Genomic DNA, 17,865 nt, shown 5'->3' with positions numbered 1-17,865 from the left:
GATGACCATTTCTTTGATTGCACAGAGTGCGAATGTTGAAAGCCGTACTGATTTTGCACCATTTTTCAGGGCATTCAGAAAGCATGTGCTGAAAATTGCTTTGATTACAATGGTATTGACAGTCGTTCCGGTGCCGTTTATTGCCAAAATGACGGCCAAATATCTTGCCACAGCCACTGTACTGATTAAGGCTCAGGCCGATAATGCCACGCCTATCGATCCCGTGGATCATTATGATTCGACCCGTCCGCCGTATTATGAAACACAATATAATTTGATGCAGTCCCGTGTGGTACTTGAGCGGGCAGTGAGAGATATGCATCTCGATAAAAACCCCCGGTTTAACGGCGTTGATCCGGATAAAGCTGAAATACAAAAACCATCTGACCAGGAACGGATCAATCATGCGCTACAGGTTTTAAGCCGGGGTCTGACATTTACGATAGTGCGTCAGACACAATTGATTTATATCTCGTATAAATCAGAATCCGCAGTTGAATCCGCGCAGATTGCGAATGGGGTTGCCCGGGCGTTTATTCAATATTCTGTTGATCAGAAAGTGAAAAAGACCGCACAGGCGCAGGCATGGAATACACAGCAGGTTCAGAAGCTGAAAAAACAACTCACAGATAAAAAACAGCAGCTGAAGCAGTTTCTCGATGATAAAGGTCTTTTGATGTTCCATGGGATCGATGGTCTTGAAAATGAAAAAATGGGACTGATAACGAACAAATTATCTGATGCGAAAGAGCGCAGGCTGGCAGCTCAGGCTGCTTATGAAACCATGCTGAATACGGACAGTTCATCTGTGAGTACCTTCGCTTCACTGCCGGAGATCGCTGATCATGCCCAGTTGCAGGATTTAAGGGCGGCGCTGACTCAGGCAAAACGCAAGCTTTATGAGTTGCAGCGGCTTTATGGCCCGAAACATCAAAAGGTACTTGCTGCCAGTGCTGAAATTCAGGCGATTGAATCTCAGTCCCGGGCACTTTTTGCTGAATTGAAAGAAAGGATTACTAAAAAGTATCAGGAAGCAAAGATTAAAGAGCAACGTTATCAGGCTTTATTGCGTGAACAGACTCAGCAATTCAGAGCGCTTGTAGAGAAACGGAATCAGTACAATGATCTGATGACAGAAATTGACAAGACAGAGGAACTGTACAAAACCTTATTAAAACGCAGTAAGGAACAGGGATTAGCGGCGCAGTACCGCGAACCTGACGCGATTCTTTATGATCCTGCTGCAGTACCGGTAAAACCCCAGAAACAGAATAAAAAGCTGTTAATTGTGATGGCATTTGTGTTGTCGCTGGTGCTGAGTGTGCTGGTGATTGTCGTGATGACTGCGATGGATCGCCGCATTGCCGGGATGAATCAGTTAAGAACCCGTCTGGGGCTTATACCTGTTGGCGATGTTCCACTGTTTGATAAGCATAGTGACTGGGTCAATGTCGTCAGTCGCCATCCACATGCTGCCGAAATTATTCATGGTATCCAGACGGCGATAGATTTTTGTAAGCGTGATATCAAAGTCTTGGGTATTGCCTCCTGTTTCCCGCATGAAGGGGCTTCCTCGATTGCCCGTTTGATTGCCCGTTCTGTCGCCAGAAAGAAAAGCACTTTGATTTTAGATCTGGATTACCGGCATAGCACGCCACTTAATGAACCGGGAACAAAGGCTGAGAATCCCGGAGGATTTGCTGCGTTTGTTTCTGGTGCTTCTTTAAGTACAGTGGTTTCTCCTGTGGAAAAAAACCTTGACTTACTAACCCGTGGAGAATTGACAGATTCTCCACTGATATTTTTTGATACCCAGGCTTTTACCAGCGCTCTGGACTCTCTGGCGCAAAGTTATGAGCAATTGATCATTAATATGCCTGTGATTGAACAGAGTAAGGATAGTCAGCTACTGATGCGGGTATTGGACTCACTGGTTGTTGTCGTGAAAGCGAATCAGTATTCCGCTCCGAATTTGCAAAAAGTGATAGCGAAATTACCGATCAGAGAGAATCAGGCGGTTGTCGGTGTGGTAAATCAGGTCAAAGACGATGATTTACTGAGTGAAGAAAGTCGTCAGTTTATGGCCAAAAGCAATATTGCTGATTTAGAGAGGATGGCGCAAAGATGAGCCTGATTAAAAGTATTCTGACTATTGCCAGTTCATCACTGATGTCTCAGATTATCGGTGCGCTGTCTATCTGGCTTATTTCTCACCGGTATGGGATGGCAGATGTTGGTATTTATGCGCTGACATACAGTATTGTTATCATTGGTGCGCAGCTGTGTACGTTTGCTTCTCATTTATTGATACCCGGGCAAAAAACATCTCAGCTTGGGCAGAATATTGTGTTCTGTCTGCTACAGACGGGCCTGTTATCCCTGATCTATGCCATTGTGACTTCGGTTATTTTTGAGCGATCATTCTGGCTGATTTATCTGCTCAATATCGCACACGCCTGGATACTTATCTCGGAAAACCTGTTAATCAGGGCAGAGAAAATGCGTCATCTTGCCTTTCAGCGATTGTCTGTCTCGGTGCTGGTTTTTGCCTCTGTTTTAATCACTGGCTCTGCAAACAATATTTATCCTGTCTGGGCCGGCGGATTAATGATTCTGATAATGATTTGGCTGAGTTTTTCTGTGGCACGGTCCGATCTGAAACGGGCTGAGTGGGGATGGAAAGCAAACTGGCGTTTTGCCTGTGAAAATAAGGCACACCTCAGCCATGTGGGGGTGGCCGAAGTTCTGGCGATTGCGAATACGAATTTACCGACTATTTTGATTAACTTTTGGTTTTCTGCGGTTACTGCGGGTTATTTTGCAGTTGTCAGTCGCTTTTGTCTGTCACCGGTGGTGATTGCCGGAAATGCAGTCCGCAACTCTGTCTTTTCACGCTGGTCTGCTGATTCCCGTCGTCAGTTTTTTAATTTTGATGAATTTGTAAAAGTTCGCCGGTTGCTGCTGGCTATGGCCATCATTGCAACAGCAGGAATCTTTATTTTCTATCCGTTACTGGTTCAGCTGGAATGGTTTCATCAATGGGCTGACTCCGTGCCGACTTCCCGTTATATATTGCCTTATATATTCCCTTCGCTGGCGGTGTGTCCCTTAACCATTCTGGAACTTGTATTTGGTTCAAAGCGGTATTTCATGAGAATTCAGGTGGAACAGATGCTGGTTGTCCTGATGGCATTTCTTGTTTTGCCGGCCTTTTATCAGAGTTATGCCGTGTCCGTTTTTATGTACGCGTTACTTTCGGCACTTAGGTATACCTTTATTTATGTTCGGGTGAGTCAGCGTGCTGTCAGTCTCAGGCAAAAAATCAGTGGGGCGGTTGCGTGATGGCGCTTAATCATGGGCTGTTTTTTCAGCTATATAGCCTGGCAACATTGGCCTTTTGCGGGATAATTCAGTATTTTACCGGCATCGGTGCTGTGTTGTGGTTGCCTTTTATGCTGGCATTTGTCATGGCCGGACTGCTACTGATGCAGACCCGCTATGCTGATTTCTCCCTCGATACGGAAGAAGTGATTGTCCTGATTCTGTTTGTCGGTTTTTTTTCAGTGGCTGTGCTGTCTACGTTTTTGCAAAATGGTGTCACGATTACTATTGTCGGGCTGAAGAATGAACTTGCGCTGAGTCTGGTGATGGCTTGTCTTCTGCTTGGTTTTTGTGGCAGTTCACAGCTTTACCGGATCGTCCGTTTGTTGCACTGGATTTTTTACGTGCAGTTTCCGGTGGTTTTATTCCAGGTCCTTGTTATTGTTCCCAAGCGTGTCGCGGTGAAAGGTGAATTTGAAAAGTGGGATTCCGTTGTTGGTACATTTGGTGGTGATCCCATGGGCGGGGGAAATACCGCGGCGATGGGGTTATTCTGCCTGCTGATAATGCTAATCAAGTTCTCTGAGTATAAACATGGTGTTGCTTCCAGACTGCAAACCGGGCTACACATCGGTGGTGCCTTTATTTTATGTGTTTTGGGCGAAATTAAGTTTGTTATTCTGTTGTCTCCGCTGCTGATGACATTTATCTGGTTTTCTCCGAGTTACATGACCGGGATGAAACGTTATGACTGGAAAATCATTCTGATTATTCTGGGAGGCATGATCGGTTTATTGACGCTGGCCGTGTTTGTGCTCGGTGCGTCTTATGCTTCAGCATTTGGTGCTGACCCTGGTAAGAGTGCATTTGACCTGTTTGTCAGCTCTCTCGATTATGTGTTTGACCCGGATTACATTATGCCTTCCGGGGAGCTTGGACGTATGACCACAGTTTTTTTCTGGGCCGGACACAGCGATTTATACGGCTGGCCCAGCCAGTGGTTTGGATATGGTTTAAATGCCACTAATCATGGCAGTGCTGTTGCGCCGGGTTTTTTAAATATCATTTTTAATGTCCTGCTGGATTCAACATCCCTGAGCATGATGTTGTGGGAACTCGGGCTGGCAGGCACATTGTTTTTCATCCTTCTGGTGTTCTACACCATCAGGGTTGCCACACCCCGGCCGGTTTTTGAACCCGGACAGCTTTCGTTGCAGGACCGGCGTTTACTTTCGTGGCAACCGGCATTGATTGCGTTTGCATTGGCCGGGCTGCTGAGTCTGCCATACAGCCAGATCCTGATGTTGACGCCAATGCTGCAGTTTCTTTTCTATTTTGCCCTTGGGGCAACTTTTATCATTCGTAAGTCTGTTTTAACCGTGAGTGCATCTTGCTATGAATCAAAAGCCTTTTATCAGTGTCATCATTAAAACATATAACGAACAGTCAGGCATTGCCGGCACGATAAACAGTATCCGGGAGCAACTGGATTTTCTGCATATGCAATATGAAGTGATTGTTGCCGATAGTTTGTCCGATGACAAAACCAGAGAGATAGCAATGCGTCATCAGGCAAAAGTGGTGACCTTAAAAGAGGGGAAGGACCGATGTTGTGGTGTTGGGCATCAACTTGGTTATTTATATGCACGGGGCGAATTTTTATTGCTGATGGATGGCGATATGGCACTCCAACCGGGATTTATTGAACGGGGTGTCCGCTTTTTACTCCGGAATCCCGATTATGCGGGGGTTGCAGGGACAGTCACGATGGATGAAGCTGTGAGCTACGAATTTCAGTCCCGGCAGCAGCGGTTACATAAAATCTATCCACTTGGCGATTGTAGTCATCTGGGGGGCGGGGGACTCTATCGCCGCTCTGCGATTGAACAGATTGGTTATCTGACTCACTCAGGGCTTCATGCTTATGAAGAAGCTGAACTTGGGATGCGTTTAAAACATGCGGGTTATCGTTTACGCCGGCTCAATACACCTTATTTTTTTCACCAGTCTTATGATATGCCGACATTTGCTCTGTTACGTCATCGCTGGCGTGGCGGATATGCATTTGCATCTGGTGAGTTGCTCAAAAGTGCGTGGAAAAAACCATATTTTACGGATGCTGTACTGGCTGTAAAAAATGAAGCGGTTTTCAGTTTATATTTGTCCGGATTGTGCTTATTACTTTTGAGCGGAAACCTGCGATTCATCGGATATGGATTGTTACCCGTGATTGCATTTTTTCTGTTGAAGGCAATGAAAAACCGTTCTGCGAAAGCCGCTGCCCTGAGTGTGATTAATCTGACGGTTTTCTCTGCAGGTTTAATCCGCGGGTTGCTTTCACCATTAAAAGCACCTGATGTCACCCCTGTGCATGAAGTATTGGAGGTTTCAGAATGAAAATCCTGATGGTGAATAAATTTTTCTTTTTGAAAGGTGGGGCTGAAACTGTATTTTTTCAGGAAAGAGAGATGGCTGCTGAAGCAGGATTTCAGGTGATCGATTTTTCGATGCAGCATGAACGAAACCTTGAATCTCCATTCAATGATTTCTTTGTCCGGAATATTGATTATTACGATCATCATGGACTGATATCGAAAGTAAAAACCGCGATTCGCTTTATCCATAATCAGGAAGCCTGTCAAAAACTTGCAGCACTGATCAGGCAGGAGCGACCGGATATTGTGCACTTTCACAATATTTATCATCAGCTGACACCTTCGGTAATTAAAGTCGCGAAAGCAAATGGCTGCAAAACCGTGTTAACAGTTCATGATACAAAAATAGCCTGTCCTGCGTATACCATGTACCGTGATGGCCATACCTGTGAAGAGTGCCTGCAGAAAAGTGTCTGGCATGCGACCAAAAACAGGTGTCAGAATGGTTCATTATTCAAGAGTTTGCTGCTGTCACTTGAAGCCCGGTTTCAGGAAATTTCAGGTAACTACCGGGCGCTGGATATGATGATTGCTCCAAGTGAGTTTTTGGCCGGGATTATCCGCTGGAAACTGCCGGATAACCGGATTGAAGTGATCGTTAATGGTATTGATGAATCGATTGGTGTTAGTCAATCTCAAAATGGTGGCTATTTTCTGTATTTAGGACGTCTTAGCCGGGAAAAAGGGGTTGAAACACTGGCAAAAGCTTATCAGTTATCCCGGCGTCAGTTGCCATTAAAAATTGTTGGAGACGGTCCGTTAACCGCAGGACTGTCCCGACAGTATTCCGATATTGAATTGTTAGGGTTCAAAAAAGGAGATGAACTCGAATCTTTGATCCGCAATGCGACTGCTGTGATTGTACCATCCGAATGTTATGAAAATTGTTCTATGTCTGTTCTTGAAGCGATGGCTTATGGAAAACCTGTGATTGGGGCCCGGATTGGGGGAATTCCTGAGCAGGTCAGGGATGGTGTGGAAGGTCGTCTGTTTCCTGCCGGAGATGGTGTTGCGCTGGCGCAACTGATGGATGAGTTTGCGACAGCGCCGGAATTAGTTGATGAATACGGGCGAAACGCCCGTCTCAGACTGGAAGAAAAGTATTCATTAACCCGCCATAAGCAGGCATTGCTTGATTTATATCAGTCTTTGACGGGAGAATTGAAATGTTAAAAGTGACTGTGCTTGGAACCCGGGGGATACCCGGCGTGCTGGGAGGTGTCGAAACCCACTGTCAGAACCTGTACCCTGAAATTGTCCGGCAATCCGGTTCGGAAGTCACCGTGATTGCACGCTCTCCTTATGTGGGCTACAAAACCGCTGAGTATCAGGGGGTACAGTTGCGTACAGTGACTGCGCCAAAGAAAAAATCGCTGGAGGCAATCATACACTCTGTATTTGCCGCGATGACAACGTTGACCGATGGCTCTGACATTGTACATGTGCATGCAATTGGTCCGGGACTGGTTGTTCCTTTGTTGCGTCTGGCCGGAAAGAAAGTGGTTTTTACCCATCATGGTCCGGATTATGACCGGCAGAAGTGGGGCCGGATGGCAAAAATGGTCCTGAAACTGGGTGAGAAGCTGGCTGTGAAATTCGCCAGTGAAGTCATCGTGATTTCTGAGGTGATTAATCAGCTCATTAAGGGAAAATATGGCAGAGAGAATGCGCACCTGATCCATAATGGGGTGAATTTGCCAAAAGCATTAGACCAGGCGACCAGTGATGCGGTACTTGCGCAGTATGACCTGACACCCAAAGGTTATCTTGTTGCCGTAGGCCGGTTTGTTGAGGAAAAAGGGTTTCATGATTTGATTCAGGCGTATCAGCAGTCTGGCATATCAAAGCCTCTGGTTCTGGTTGGTGATGCTGACCACCCGACGCCTTACAGTGAATCCCTGAAGCAGAAAGCCAGGGAAACAGAAGGGGTGATACTGACCGGATTTTTGAAAGGCGATGCGTTACAGGCTGTTTTTTCACAGGCCGGGTTATATGTGATGCCGTCTTATCATGAGGGACTGCCAATTGCTTTGCTGGAGGCGATGTCATTTTCATTACCCGCTATCGTCAGTGATATTCCGGCAAATCTTGAAGTTGCGCTGGAAAGAGAGGTTTATTTTCCGGTCTCAGATGTGGCGGCTCTGACTGATAAACTCATTCTGAAGCAGCATGAAACGTATTGTGACTACCGTTCACATCTGAAAAAGTATGACTGGGCGATGATTGCCGGCCAAACGCAGGCCGTTTATAACAAAATCACAGGGAATTGAAGAGATTGACAGAGAATAAAAGTAAGGTAGCTGACAGGTTTTGGCACATTGTGAATCCTGAAGTTGCTGCCAGTTTTGATGAAGAGCAGCGTGCAGAGATTGAACGTACCGTGAATATCATATGTTTACTGAGCCGGCATGCGATTGATGTCCGTAAAACCATTCCATGGATTGGTAAACGTTATTATTTTGTTTGCCTTGTGGGAAGGGACCGCCGACAACATGCACGCGGAGATAAATTAAAGTGCATCGATATTTTGCTGGCGATCTTGATTGCTATCGTCATTTTGGCAACGGTCGTATTGGCTTTGCTGGCTTTATACCTGATCAAATCGGCTTTGGGTATCGATGTATTCAAAAACTTTTCTTTTGGCATTTGGGACTGGTTTCAGAGTTTGTACCATTAATTGCAAAATGAAAATTTATTTTTATTTTGCAATTTTATTATGAACAACTACGCAATGAGATAATAGACGCTTAAAATAAAAATATAAATATCAATATCTTATATTTTTTACAAAAGTTGGCACATTAAATGCTTAATATATAATGACCCTTTTAAGCCGAGGGTCACCTAGCCAACTGACGTTGTTAGTGAATTTATTTATTCACATTTTTCAGCCAGTCACTGTTTTGTGACTGGCTTTTTTTTTGCCTGAGATTTGATTACAGCATAGTAGAAATTAATTGGTGTGATATCAGTTATACCAATATAGAAAATAAACGACTCATGATGATGACTTTCTTATGATAGCGACGACATAGCCCAGAATCTTAATTGTATTTGATAAATGGATATTCAAACTCTGTTGAGCATATGTTGAATATGGTCTTCCGGACATGCTGCGGAGGTTTTGAATATGAATTTTTCCATTGATATCAAGCAGGAAATGTCCGGAATCTACATGATGGATTTCACTATTGATAAGATAAACGCTGTCTTTTGTCTCGATTTCAGCAGCATGCTCAATCAATGAAGCGTGATGTTCTTCACTACCTTGCTTCCGGATGGATTGTCTGATGTGATCTGACGATCTGATCGGATAGGCCATAGGGTAGCAGTAGATAACCGTTGTTCGTTGTGTGTGCTGTTGATCTGAGAGTGCAATTTCATAATTATTTTCTGTGTCCCGAACCGCGGGGAGCATGGGGCGTTTATACTGTAGTGAGGTGTGGACCTCTGTGGCCTGGATATGTTGGGGTAGTGCAAGATCTTTAACCGGAATATCCATTGCAAGATGAACTCTGGCAATCACTTCATAAGGTGTTCTTTGATTCCGGTTCCAGGAACTGAGGGTTGCTCCCGGGATATCAAGCAGGGAAGAAAGCTCCCTGAAATTTTTACTTCGGGTCAGTTTTTTCAAGTTTTCTGTAAAATCAGTACCTTTGAGATAGTCGTAGGTTTTAATTTTTTCATGTTGCATACAAAATAGTCCTTGCTGGTATGAGATGGTAAAAATCCTGTCCGGGAGAAAAGAGTTCATCTCATGGCAACTTATCATGATGCAGGTATGAGAATTGTTGGGTTTTATGTCAGATTCGTCGCAAAATATTCCAAAATATGGATTGAGCTGATGTACAATACCTTGTTTTATCAATGATTTTTATGACAGTTGGCTTTGTTCATTCTGAATTTATTTTGACAGGATAGACTGGATATCAGCCATTGTTTCAGAAATGCTTTCAGCGAAAAGCCGTATCGTTACGTGAGGTGAGAACCAAGATGGAAATACTTGTTACGGGTGGATTAGGGTATATCGGAAGTCATACATGTGTGCAGCTTATTGAAGCCGGCATGACGCCAGTGGTTGTCGATAATCTGTGCAATTCTGATCCTGAGGTATTAAATCGTATTGAACATTTAACCGGCGCTAAAGTGGCATTCTGTCAGGGTGATATTCGCGATGAAGCGTTCCTTGACTCTGTGTTCAGCAATCATAACATTCAGTCGGTCATTCATTTTGCCGGGTTAAAGGCTGTTGGAGAATCCGTTGAACAACCATTGGCGTATTATGATAACAATGTGAATGGCTCACTGGTTTTAGCCCGAAGTATGCATAAGGCTGGTGTCAAAAGTTTAATTTTCAGCTCATCAGCAACGGTTTATGGTGACCCTGAAACTGTTCCTTTAACAGAGGATGCTCCAACGGGTGCGACAACCAATCCTTACGGTCGAAGTAAGTATATGGTTGAACAGTGTTTGACTGATTTATTCAAGGCTGCTCCGGACTGGAGTATCACTTTGCTTCGCTATTTCAATCCTGTCGGCGCACATCCCTCCGGGACCATGGGAGAAGATCCGCAGGGGATACCCAATAATCTCATGCCATTTATTGCTCAGGTTGCTGTGGGCCGCCGTGATAAATTATCGGTATTTGGTGATGATTACCCCACACCAGACGGAACCGGGGTGCGGGATTATATTCACGTGATGGATCTTGCTGACGGGCATATTGCCGCTTTGAAAACCGTTGGGGAGCAAGCCGGATTGCATATTTATAACCTCGGCACCGGGCAAGGGTCGAGCGTTCTGGATATGGTGAAGGCGTTTAGTCTGGCGTGTGGCCATTCTGTCGCTTATGAAATTTGTCCTCGTCGTTCAGGGGATATTGCAGCGTGTTGGGCCAGTACAGAGAAAGCTGAGAAAGAATTGGGCTGGAAAGCCAGCCGGTCAGTTGAAGAGATGACGTCCGATACCTGGCGCTGGCAGTCCGGGAATCCAAACGGTTATCAGTCTTAATTGGTTTCAGGTCACCTGTATAAACCAGAATAAAGACAAACTTGCTTTTCTGGCGGGTTTGTCTTTGGGTTAATCTGGTTTATCGTGGACAGGTTAAATGAGACGGCCTTAATCACCTTTCGCAATGGTTAACATCACTTTCCCGTTAATTTGAACATCATCTTCATTGACGGTCAGCAGGGATTCGTTAAATGCTATTGCGAGCTGTTTACCCGGAAGTCGCTGAATCTGACAAAATGACTGCAGTCCATCAAGCTCAATCAGATACGTACCATTGGTTGCATTTGTCGCTTCCTGATCGATAATGAAAGTTTTTTCACCTTCACGTACAGCAATGACGTTTGAAATATTCAGCTCATCCAGAAATAGCTGATCAAGTGTCAGTGTATGATAAGGATGGACCTTGCCATTTTTCAGCAGAAATAAATCGATATTTGCCAGTGGCTTCACCTTGGGCTGCTCTGGCTGATGCTGGTATGGTGTCATATTTGGATAAGGATCACCCTCATCAAGCAGTAACCATTTGATGGACACACCTTTACTCAAATGAGTCCGGATAACGATTTCGTAAGGGCATACCTTTCTTTGATGCCAGGTGGCAATTGTTGATGCAGGTACGTTGAGCAATTCAGCTAATGCTTTCGTATTTTTCAGATTAAACAGGGTTCGTAGTTTTTCTGTAACTTGTTTACCAGCCAGATACTCAAAATTTGGTAATGAAACTTGTTTTTTATTCATATGCGATCAATAATATTCGTGATTGGGATGTAATCAGGGGCGGCAACTCATCATTACATCTAAATAAACAATAACTTAGTAGAATACCATTATGCGCATGATTTAAGTAGGATTAAATAATAATTTTACCTGAAACTGATATTGAAAGCAGTGTGTGAAAATCTGGTGAACTGACAGATGCAGAGATTTTCTCGTGACACCTTGTTGATTGCTGAAGCTGTTTACTTTGCAAAGAAAAACAACAAAGGGGTGATATTACCCCTTTGTTGTTGTCTGTATTGATGAATCGTTGTATCCGGTGAATTAAGCTTCTGCCGGAAGGCGTTTATAGACGCTGATGAGCTCAGTAATGAGTTCTTTCGCTAAAATCGAAGTCATCAGGTGATCCTGAGCATGTACCATGACCAGTGTCATTTGTGTTTTACCCGTTCCTTCATCTTCTTCGATGAGTTTGGTTTGCACAAGGTGAGCCTCTTTCGCGAATTCATTTGCCTGTTCAAGCAATGTTTCTGCCTGAGCAAAGTTTCCTGCCTTCGCGCAACTCAGTGCTTCAAAACACAAGCTACGGGATTGTCCAGCGTTTACAATGATTCCCATTACGGCTTCTTCTAGATCTAACATACCCTTTACCTCTGTTTAAAATCCGTTATTTTTCGAAACTTCTGCATACCATTCACCACTTTTCTTAATCGTTCGGGTTTGCGTTTCTATATCAAGTTGCACAAAACCATAACGGTTTTTGTATGCATTACTCCAGGACCAGTTATCAATGAATGTCCACATGTGATAACCAAGGCAATTTGCACCTTCACTAATTCCTTTATGTAACCAGCGAAGATGTTCCTGAACGAATTCTATGCGGTATTGGTCATTGATCTGTCCGTCTTCCAGGAAGCGGTTTTCACCCTCGACACCCATACCATTTTCTGAAATATAACAAGGCAAGTTGCCATAGTTTGTTTTCAGGTTCATCAAAATGTCATAAATGCCTTTTTCATAAATCTCCCACCCTCTGTGAGGATTCATTTTACGGCCGGGCATTTCATAAGGATCAAAGAACCATTCTGGCATAAATGGTGATTCAGGATTCACTGCATTTTCACGGGCTTTGACCCTGCGTGGCATATAATAGTTGACACCCAGAATATCAACTTTTCCACCTTGAAGCAGGACAGCATCCTCAGGTTCGCAGTCAGGTAATTGATCGTGTTGACGGAGCAGGTCAACCAACGCTTGGGGGTATTCACCTTTGACTGCCGGATCGAGGAAACTACGGTTGAAAAGTAAGTCCGCAATATTGGCTGCTTTTAAATCAGCCGGATTTTGAGAACGTGGATATGAGGGTGTCAGATTAAGCACAATACCAATCTGGCCATCCAGATTCAGATCACGATAGAGTTTGACTGCTTTAGCATGTGCCAACATTGTGTGGTAAGCCACAGTTGCAGCACGACGGAAATCAACGACATTCGGGTAATGAAAATCGTATAGATATCCACCTTCTACCGGAACAATGGGTTCGTTGAATGTAAACCAGTATTTAACTTTGTGACCAAATAATTTAAAGCAGGTTTCGGCATATTGGCCATATGCATCAATCACTTCCCGATTTTCCCATCCACCTTTTTCCTGCATGCACAATGGCATGTCAAAATGAAAAAGGGTAATGAAAGGTTCAATGCCATTTTCAATAAGTTCATCTAAGAGAGCATTATAAAAATCGACTGCTGCCGGATTAACTTCACCACAACCATCAGGGATAAGGCGCGCCCAGGAAATAGACGTTCTGAAACTGTTATGGCCGATTTTTTTCATTAACTGGATGTCGTCGCGAAAAGAATCATAAAATGTTGATGTATCTTGAGGGCCAACCTGATTAAAGAATCGGTTTGGCTGCTCTTTGAACCAATGATCCCAGTTCGTTGGAGCTTTCCCATCCCGAAGGGCAGCGCCTTCGGTCTGGGCAGCTGATGAGGCACTGCCCCACCAGAAATTATCAGGAAATCTGTACTGCATGATTTGATTACTCATTTTCAGTTCATACTTATTAATTCAGTTAGATTATGCAGGAGTTGCTTCGCTTGCTTTAGCTTCCTCTTCTGCCTGTTGTTCACTTTCCTGTTTCAACAATGTTCTTTCATACGCTTTCAGGAATGGGAAGTACATGAGTCCGGCTACAACCATACAAAGGATACACATGATGACTGGCGTGACTGCCCAGTTTGCAGCCCAGGAAGCGCCGACAGGTCCGGGAGTTGTCCATGGTGTCAGGGAGACGACTCTTGGCAACAGGTCCATACTTGTCGCTGCATAGGCAAGCACAGCGTTCACCATAGGTACAAGAATGAATGGGAAGAAGAATACCGGGTTCATCACAATAGGTGCACCGAACAGTATGGGTTCGTTGATGTTGAATAAACCAGGAATCACGCCCATTTTACCAATTGTCCGTAAGTGGACCGCCCGGCTTCGAAGTAACAGAATAGCCAGTGGTAGTGTTGAACCAACCCCACCAATAAGCAGATAGTGATCCCAAAAGCCTTGAAGATAAATATGTGGAAGCGCATCACCTGCTGCAAGAGCTGCCTGGTTTTCTGCAAGGTTTGTCATCCAGAATGGGTTCATGATACCTGTGACGATCAATGAGCCATGGATACCAGCAAACCAAAGAAGTTGACAAATAAAGACAGAAAGTAAAACCGCAGGTAAAGAGTCTGAAGCCGATACTAAAGGTTGCAGTAAAGACATGATGGCTTTAGGCAGGATCATACCGGTTTCTGCTTCGATAAACAGGTTCAGTGGATGTAGAGTCAGAATAATAGCCATGACAGGGATCAAAATTTCAAATGATCGGGCAACCCCTGATGGAACTTGTTCCGGTAAACGAATCGTTATGTTTTTCCGCTTCAGAAATGCATACACTTCGGTTGAATAAATCGCACAGATCAGCGCTGTGAAAATACCCTGTCCAGAGAAATATTGCATTGAAATATTGCCATCTTTCACTGGTGCAGCAACAAGTAAGAATGACATCAGAGACAACAAACCTGTGGTAATACGATCCAAGTCATAATGTTTACCCAGACTGGCTGCAACACCAACCGAAATAAACAACGTCATCACACCCATACTTAACTGAAATGGAAGTAACAGCTCTGTTTGATAAGTTTTAGAAAAATCCAGCCATGCTCTGGCGAATCCCCATGACGTTTCCGGATCAAACGGAGGGAAAATGAAAACCAGCATGAAACTACCAACGATCATAAACGGTAAAGCAGCAATAAATCCGTCACGAATAGAGGTAATATATCTTTGTTGTCCAAGTTTCCCGGCTATTGGTGTGATGGTATCTTCGATCACAGATACCATCTTGTTATAAAGACTCATAATTCATCCTTTTTATTATTCTTTAAATTTATTGAATAAGGGACAATGCGAAATCCAGCACTTTGTCTCCACGTTGCATGCCGTAATCTGAAATATTGATAGGTTCAACAGGAATCCCATTCGCCCGTTTTTTCAAATCCGGTAACATGTATTTGACCTGGGGACCAAGTAAAACGACTTCGTAATTTTTAACCTGCTCATCAAAATCTGATGTTCCGAATGCTTTAATATCAACAGGAAGCTCACGTTTTTCAGCTTCAACAAGCATTTTTTTCACCAGAATACTTGTTGACATACCAGCTGAGCAGCACAACATAATTTTTTTCATTTTTTGTTCCTCAGTAACCGTTTTCATTGTCAATATAGCTTTTAGGAAACGACATGGAAACCGGTTTCCGAATAACGGCTGTTAACTATGTGCACCTGATCACCAAAGCAGTATCAATTATCCTTAAGAATGTGATCTGACTAGTATCCTAATCAATGTAAGCGGTTACCTGATATGTCCGGGATTGCTTTCGTTAAATAAGGCGGTATGCTGCGTGCGTTGTTGCTGAATTATGAGGAAATCAATGAGTGTTTACTGGATGCAGGTGCTGGTTGAGTGGATACAATGCTGGATGTTGCCTTTATCCCGTTATCTCACAAAAAACCGGTATTTGATGGCTCTGCGGGATGGCTTTCAGCTGGCTATGCCCTTTGTCATTGTTGGTAGTATCTGTGTTCCGTTTCTTTACCCTCCTTTCGTCCTTGATGAACAGAATTCCTTTACTCAGGCATGGCATTTTATTTCTGTACATTACCGGACATTATGGCTGGCTCCCTACCAAATTACCCTGGGTCTGGTTTCTTTGCTTGTTGCTTTTGGTATGGCTGCCAGCCTGGCGAAACATTATGGTCTGCCGGAACGATTATGTGGGTTAACAGGATGTGTTAGTTTTTTACTTTTATCCGGCTTTAATCAGGATAGTGGCATTGAATTTCATTATTTAGGTGGTATGGGAATATTCACTGCAATTCTTGCATCTGTTTACGCGATTGAAGTGATCCGTTTTTTTTACCAGCGAAACTGGACGATCCGTGTCCCGGAAGAAGTTCCCAGAATTACGGCGAGTGGTTTTTTGTTGATCGTTCCGCTGTTCGTCATTCTGTTTAGCATGACAGTCCTGAACATTGTCCTGAATGAGCATTTTGGAGCTGCTTTCCCGGTATTGATTGAAAAGTTATTTCGTCCGATGATTGTGGCTTCAGACACATTGGTTGCGGTCTGGTTGTCGGTATTAATCTGTAACTTACTTTGGTTTTTTGGGATTCATGGCTCTCTGCTTTTGACCGGAATTATGTATCCATTCTGGATGAGTAATATTCTCGATAATCAGGCAGCGCTTGCAGCGGGTGAGCCATTACCTCATATTTATCTGTATGCATTCTGGGATTTTTATTTACTTGTTGGCGGTGTCGGGGCGACTTTGCCACTGGTTTTTATGGCGTTAAGAAGCCGTTCCCAACAACTGAAAGGAGCGGGGAAGGTTGGTATTGTTCCTGCACTATTTAATATCAATGAACCGATTTTATTTGGTTTCCCGATTATTATGAATCCGGTTTTTTTGATACCATTTATTCTTGCGCCACTGGTGAATGCAACAATAGCGTGGTATTTAACAGAATGGGGCCTGTTGGATCGCTTTATTGCTATTCTGCCCTGGTCTATGCCTTCTCCTGTCGGTGCGGCTTTGTCAGCAAACGGGAGCTGGCGTGCCGCCTTAATGAGTATTTTTGCAATTGTGAATGCCTGGATTATCTATTATCCGTTCTTTAAAGTTCATGAGCGTCTTCTGCTGGAAGGTGAGCAACAACGGCAAAATAGAATTCAGAAGTAATATTTGTTATAATTTGGTACTCAAGTGGAAAGCGGTTTCCATATCTTGGCTTCTGTTGTAAGAGTGTGATGAAGGCGGGCAGATGACGACAATTTCAGATGTATGCAAACTGGCTAATGTTTCTAAAGCGACAGTCTCAAGGGTTCTGAGCGGTAATCGCAGAGTAAAGGACGATACACGCGAAGCTGTCATGCGTGCGGTGGAACAACTCAATTACAGGCCAAATCAGCTTGCTCAGACTTTAGCGACCAAAGTCAGTTTTACTGTTGGTGTGTTGACGCATGGTTTGAATGACCTTCAGCTCGGACGGACTGTCAGGCAACTTGAAAGAGAGCTGACCCGGCAGGGGCGATGCTTTATTATGGCAAATCACGTTCAGAATCGTGAAATGCTTGAAGAGAAATTAAGCTTTTTTGCCACAAAGCATTGTGATGCGGTGTTATTAGTTGGACGTCAGTTTGACTCAGACTGGTTCGAAGGCTTGAACCTTGATCAGTATCCACCACTTCTGACAATGAATCTTGCAATTCCCGATATTCAGGGGTTGAATTATGATCAGGCGACAACAACTGAAATGGCGTGTAATTATCTTTATTCACACGGCCATACTCAAATTGCGATGTTGTCTGAGGCCGGAATTTCAGGCATGCATATGCAGGAAGGTTATCGGCGCGCTTTAGAAAACAGAAGTCTGCCTTATAACAAACAACTGTTGGTCCGGCATGGAGACAGTGCTGGCGCCATTGGCATGTTGATTAACCGGTATATTCCTTTCACTGCTGTTTTGGTGGCTGATGATCATCAGGCGATTGAAGTGATTCGGACACTTGAGCAATATAATATTAAAGTGCCTCAGGAAGTTTCAGTATTAAGTCTGAATACCGATAACGAAGGGGCTTTTTACTCACCATCTGTGACTGGCTTTGAAATTCCTGAAGAAGAAATGTTGGTATCTCTGGCTTCATTGTTGGATGATAAAATGAGCCAAAATCAACTGAACGAAACCGGACATCAGGAATTTTTTGGCAAGCTGATCATTCGTGAGTCTGTCCGAACGATATCTGCTTAAGCAAAGATAAGACAACTGTCTCCGA

At 43.9% G+C, this 17,865-nt stretch carries 16 protein-coding genes; 10 read left to right on the top strand and 6 right to left on the bottom strand.

Annotated features, from left to right (window positions below; translation table 11 throughout):
- The first annotated feature begins 1 nt into the window (after position 1).
- Genes OCV29_RS22820 through OCV29_RS22790 form a run of 7 tightly spaced genes read left to right on the top strand, consistent with a single transcriptional unit; the run spans position 2 to position 8,433 of the window.
- Positions 2-2,128, top strand: a complete 2,127-nt coding sequence (locus OCV29_RS22820) for a GumC family protein (protein ID WP_073602282.1) — start codon at positions 2-4, stop codon at positions 2,126-2,128.
- Complete coding sequence (locus OCV29_RS22815; RefSeq protein ID WP_073602281.1) at positions 2,125-3,342, top strand: lipopolysaccharide biosynthesis protein; 1,218 nt, start codon at positions 2,125-2,127, stop codon at positions 3,340-3,342. Before OCV29_RS22820 ends, OCV29_RS22815 begins: the two co-directional genes overlap by 4 nt.
- Positions 3,342-4,751, top strand: a complete 1,410-nt coding sequence (locus tag OCV29_RS22810; protein WP_073602280.1) for a capsular biosynthesis protein — start codon at positions 3,342-3,344, stop codon at positions 4,749-4,751. Before OCV29_RS22815 ends, OCV29_RS22810 begins: the two co-directional genes overlap by 1 nt.
- The gene (locus OCV29_RS22805) at positions 4,717-5,718 is read left to right on the top strand and encodes a glycosyltransferase (protein WP_073602279.1); all 1,002 of its coding nucleotides are present in this window, start codon (positions 4,717-4,719) and stop codon (positions 5,716-5,718) included. Before OCV29_RS22810 ends, OCV29_RS22805 begins: the two co-directional genes overlap by 35 nt.
- The gene (locus tag OCV29_RS22800) at positions 5,715-6,929 is read left to right on the top strand and encodes a glycosyltransferase family 4 protein (RefSeq protein ID WP_073602278.1); all 1,215 of its coding nucleotides are present in this window, start codon (positions 5,715-5,717) and stop codon (positions 6,927-6,929) included. Before OCV29_RS22805 ends, OCV29_RS22800 begins: the two co-directional genes overlap by 4 nt.
- On the top strand, positions 6,923-8,026 hold the full coding sequence (locus OCV29_RS22795) for a glycosyltransferase family 4 protein (RefSeq protein ID WP_073602277.1): 1,104 nt from the start codon (positions 6,923-6,925) through the stop codon (positions 8,024-8,026). The genes OCV29_RS22800 and OCV29_RS22795 overlap by 7 nt, the downstream gene beginning before the upstream one ends.
- 5 nt (positions 8,027-8,031) lie before the next feature.
- A complete protein-coding gene (locus tag OCV29_RS22790; protein ID WP_073602276.1) occupies positions 8,032-8,433 on the top strand; it encodes a hypothetical protein in 402 nt (133 codons plus the stop codon).
- Between the two features lie 321 nt (positions 8,434-8,754).
- Here the strand turns inward: OCV29_RS22790 and OCV29_RS22785 are convergent, their stop codons facing one another.
- The gene (locus OCV29_RS22785; RefSeq protein WP_073602275.1) at positions 8,755-9,450 is read right to left on the bottom strand and encodes a helix-turn-helix domain-containing protein; all 696 of its coding nucleotides are present in this window, start codon (positions 9,448-9,450) and stop codon (positions 8,755-8,757) included.
- Positions 9,451-9,749: 299 nt separating this feature from the next.
- Here OCV29_RS22785 and galE point away from each other — a divergent pair, with 299 nt between their 5' ends.
- Entirely contained in the window at positions 9,750-10,766 is a 1,017-nt protein-coding gene (gene galE / locus OCV29_RS22780) for a UDP-glucose 4-epimerase GalE (RefSeq protein WP_073602274.1), read from the top strand.
- A 108-nt stretch (positions 10,767-10,874) separates the two neighbouring features.
- On the opposite strand, the gene OCV29_RS22775 is transcribed toward galE, so the two are convergent.
- The 5 genes from OCV29_RS22775 to OCV29_RS22755 all read right to left on the bottom strand — a co-directional run bounded on the left by OCV29_RS22775 (position 10,875) and on the right by OCV29_RS22755 (position 15,219).
- The gene (locus OCV29_RS22775; RefSeq protein WP_073602273.1) at positions 10,875-11,504 is read right to left on the bottom strand and encodes a helix-turn-helix domain-containing protein; all 630 of its coding nucleotides are present in this window, start codon (positions 11,502-11,504) and stop codon (positions 10,875-10,877) included.
- 303 nt (positions 11,505-11,807) lie between these two features.
- The gene (locus tag OCV29_RS22770; RefSeq protein WP_073602272.1) at positions 11,808-12,125 is read right to left on the bottom strand and encodes a PTS lactose/cellobiose transporter subunit IIA; all 318 of its coding nucleotides are present in this window, start codon (positions 12,123-12,125) and stop codon (positions 11,808-11,810) included.
- A gap of 15 nt (positions 12,126-12,140) precedes the next feature.
- Positions 12,141-13,535 carry a glycoside hydrolase family 1 protein gene (locus tag OCV29_RS22765; RefSeq protein ID WP_281250447.1) on the bottom strand — a complete coding sequence of 465 codons (1,395 nt, stop codon included), beginning with the start codon at positions 13,533-13,535 and terminating at the stop codon, positions 12,141-12,143.
- Positions 13,536-13,565: 30 nt separating this feature from the next.
- Positions 13,566-14,891 (bottom strand): PTS sugar transporter subunit IIC, encoded by a 1,326-nt coding sequence (locus OCV29_RS22760; RefSeq protein ID WP_217653284.1) that lies wholly within the window; start codon positions 14,889-14,891, stop codon positions 13,566-13,568.
- A 28-nt stretch (positions 14,892-14,919) separates the two neighbouring features.
- The gene (locus OCV29_RS22755) at positions 14,920-15,219 is read right to left on the bottom strand and encodes a PTS sugar transporter subunit IIB (protein WP_073583701.1); all 300 of its coding nucleotides are present in this window, start codon (positions 15,217-15,219) and stop codon (positions 14,920-14,922) included.
- Between the two features lie 244 nt (positions 15,220-15,463).
- Between OCV29_RS22755 and OCV29_RS22750 the strand changes: the two genes are divergently transcribed.
- Together OCV29_RS22750 and OCV29_RS22745 are read left to right on the top strand one after the other, a co-directional pair.
- Positions 15,464-16,771: a PTS sugar transporter subunit IIC gene (locus OCV29_RS22750; protein WP_073602269.1), complete on the top strand. Its 1,308-nt coding sequence runs from the start codon at positions 15,464-15,466 to the stop codon at positions 16,769-16,771.
- 82 nt (positions 16,772-16,853) lie between these two features.
- Positions 16,854-17,840 (top strand): LacI family DNA-binding transcriptional regulator, encoded by a 987-nt coding sequence (locus OCV29_RS22745; protein ID WP_073602268.1) that lies wholly within the window; start codon positions 16,854-16,856, stop codon positions 17,838-17,840.
- The last annotated feature ends 25 nt before the right edge of the window (positions 17,841-17,865 follow it).

The sequence above is a fragment of the Vibrio aerogenes genome, from assembly GCF_024346755.1.
GTDB classification, from domain to species: domain Bacteria; phylum Pseudomonadota; class Gammaproteobacteria; order Enterobacterales; family Vibrionaceae; genus Vibrio; species Vibrio aerogenes.
Note: the sequence above shows the minus strand (reverse complement) of the source record. Positions and strands in the feature narration are given on the sequence as shown.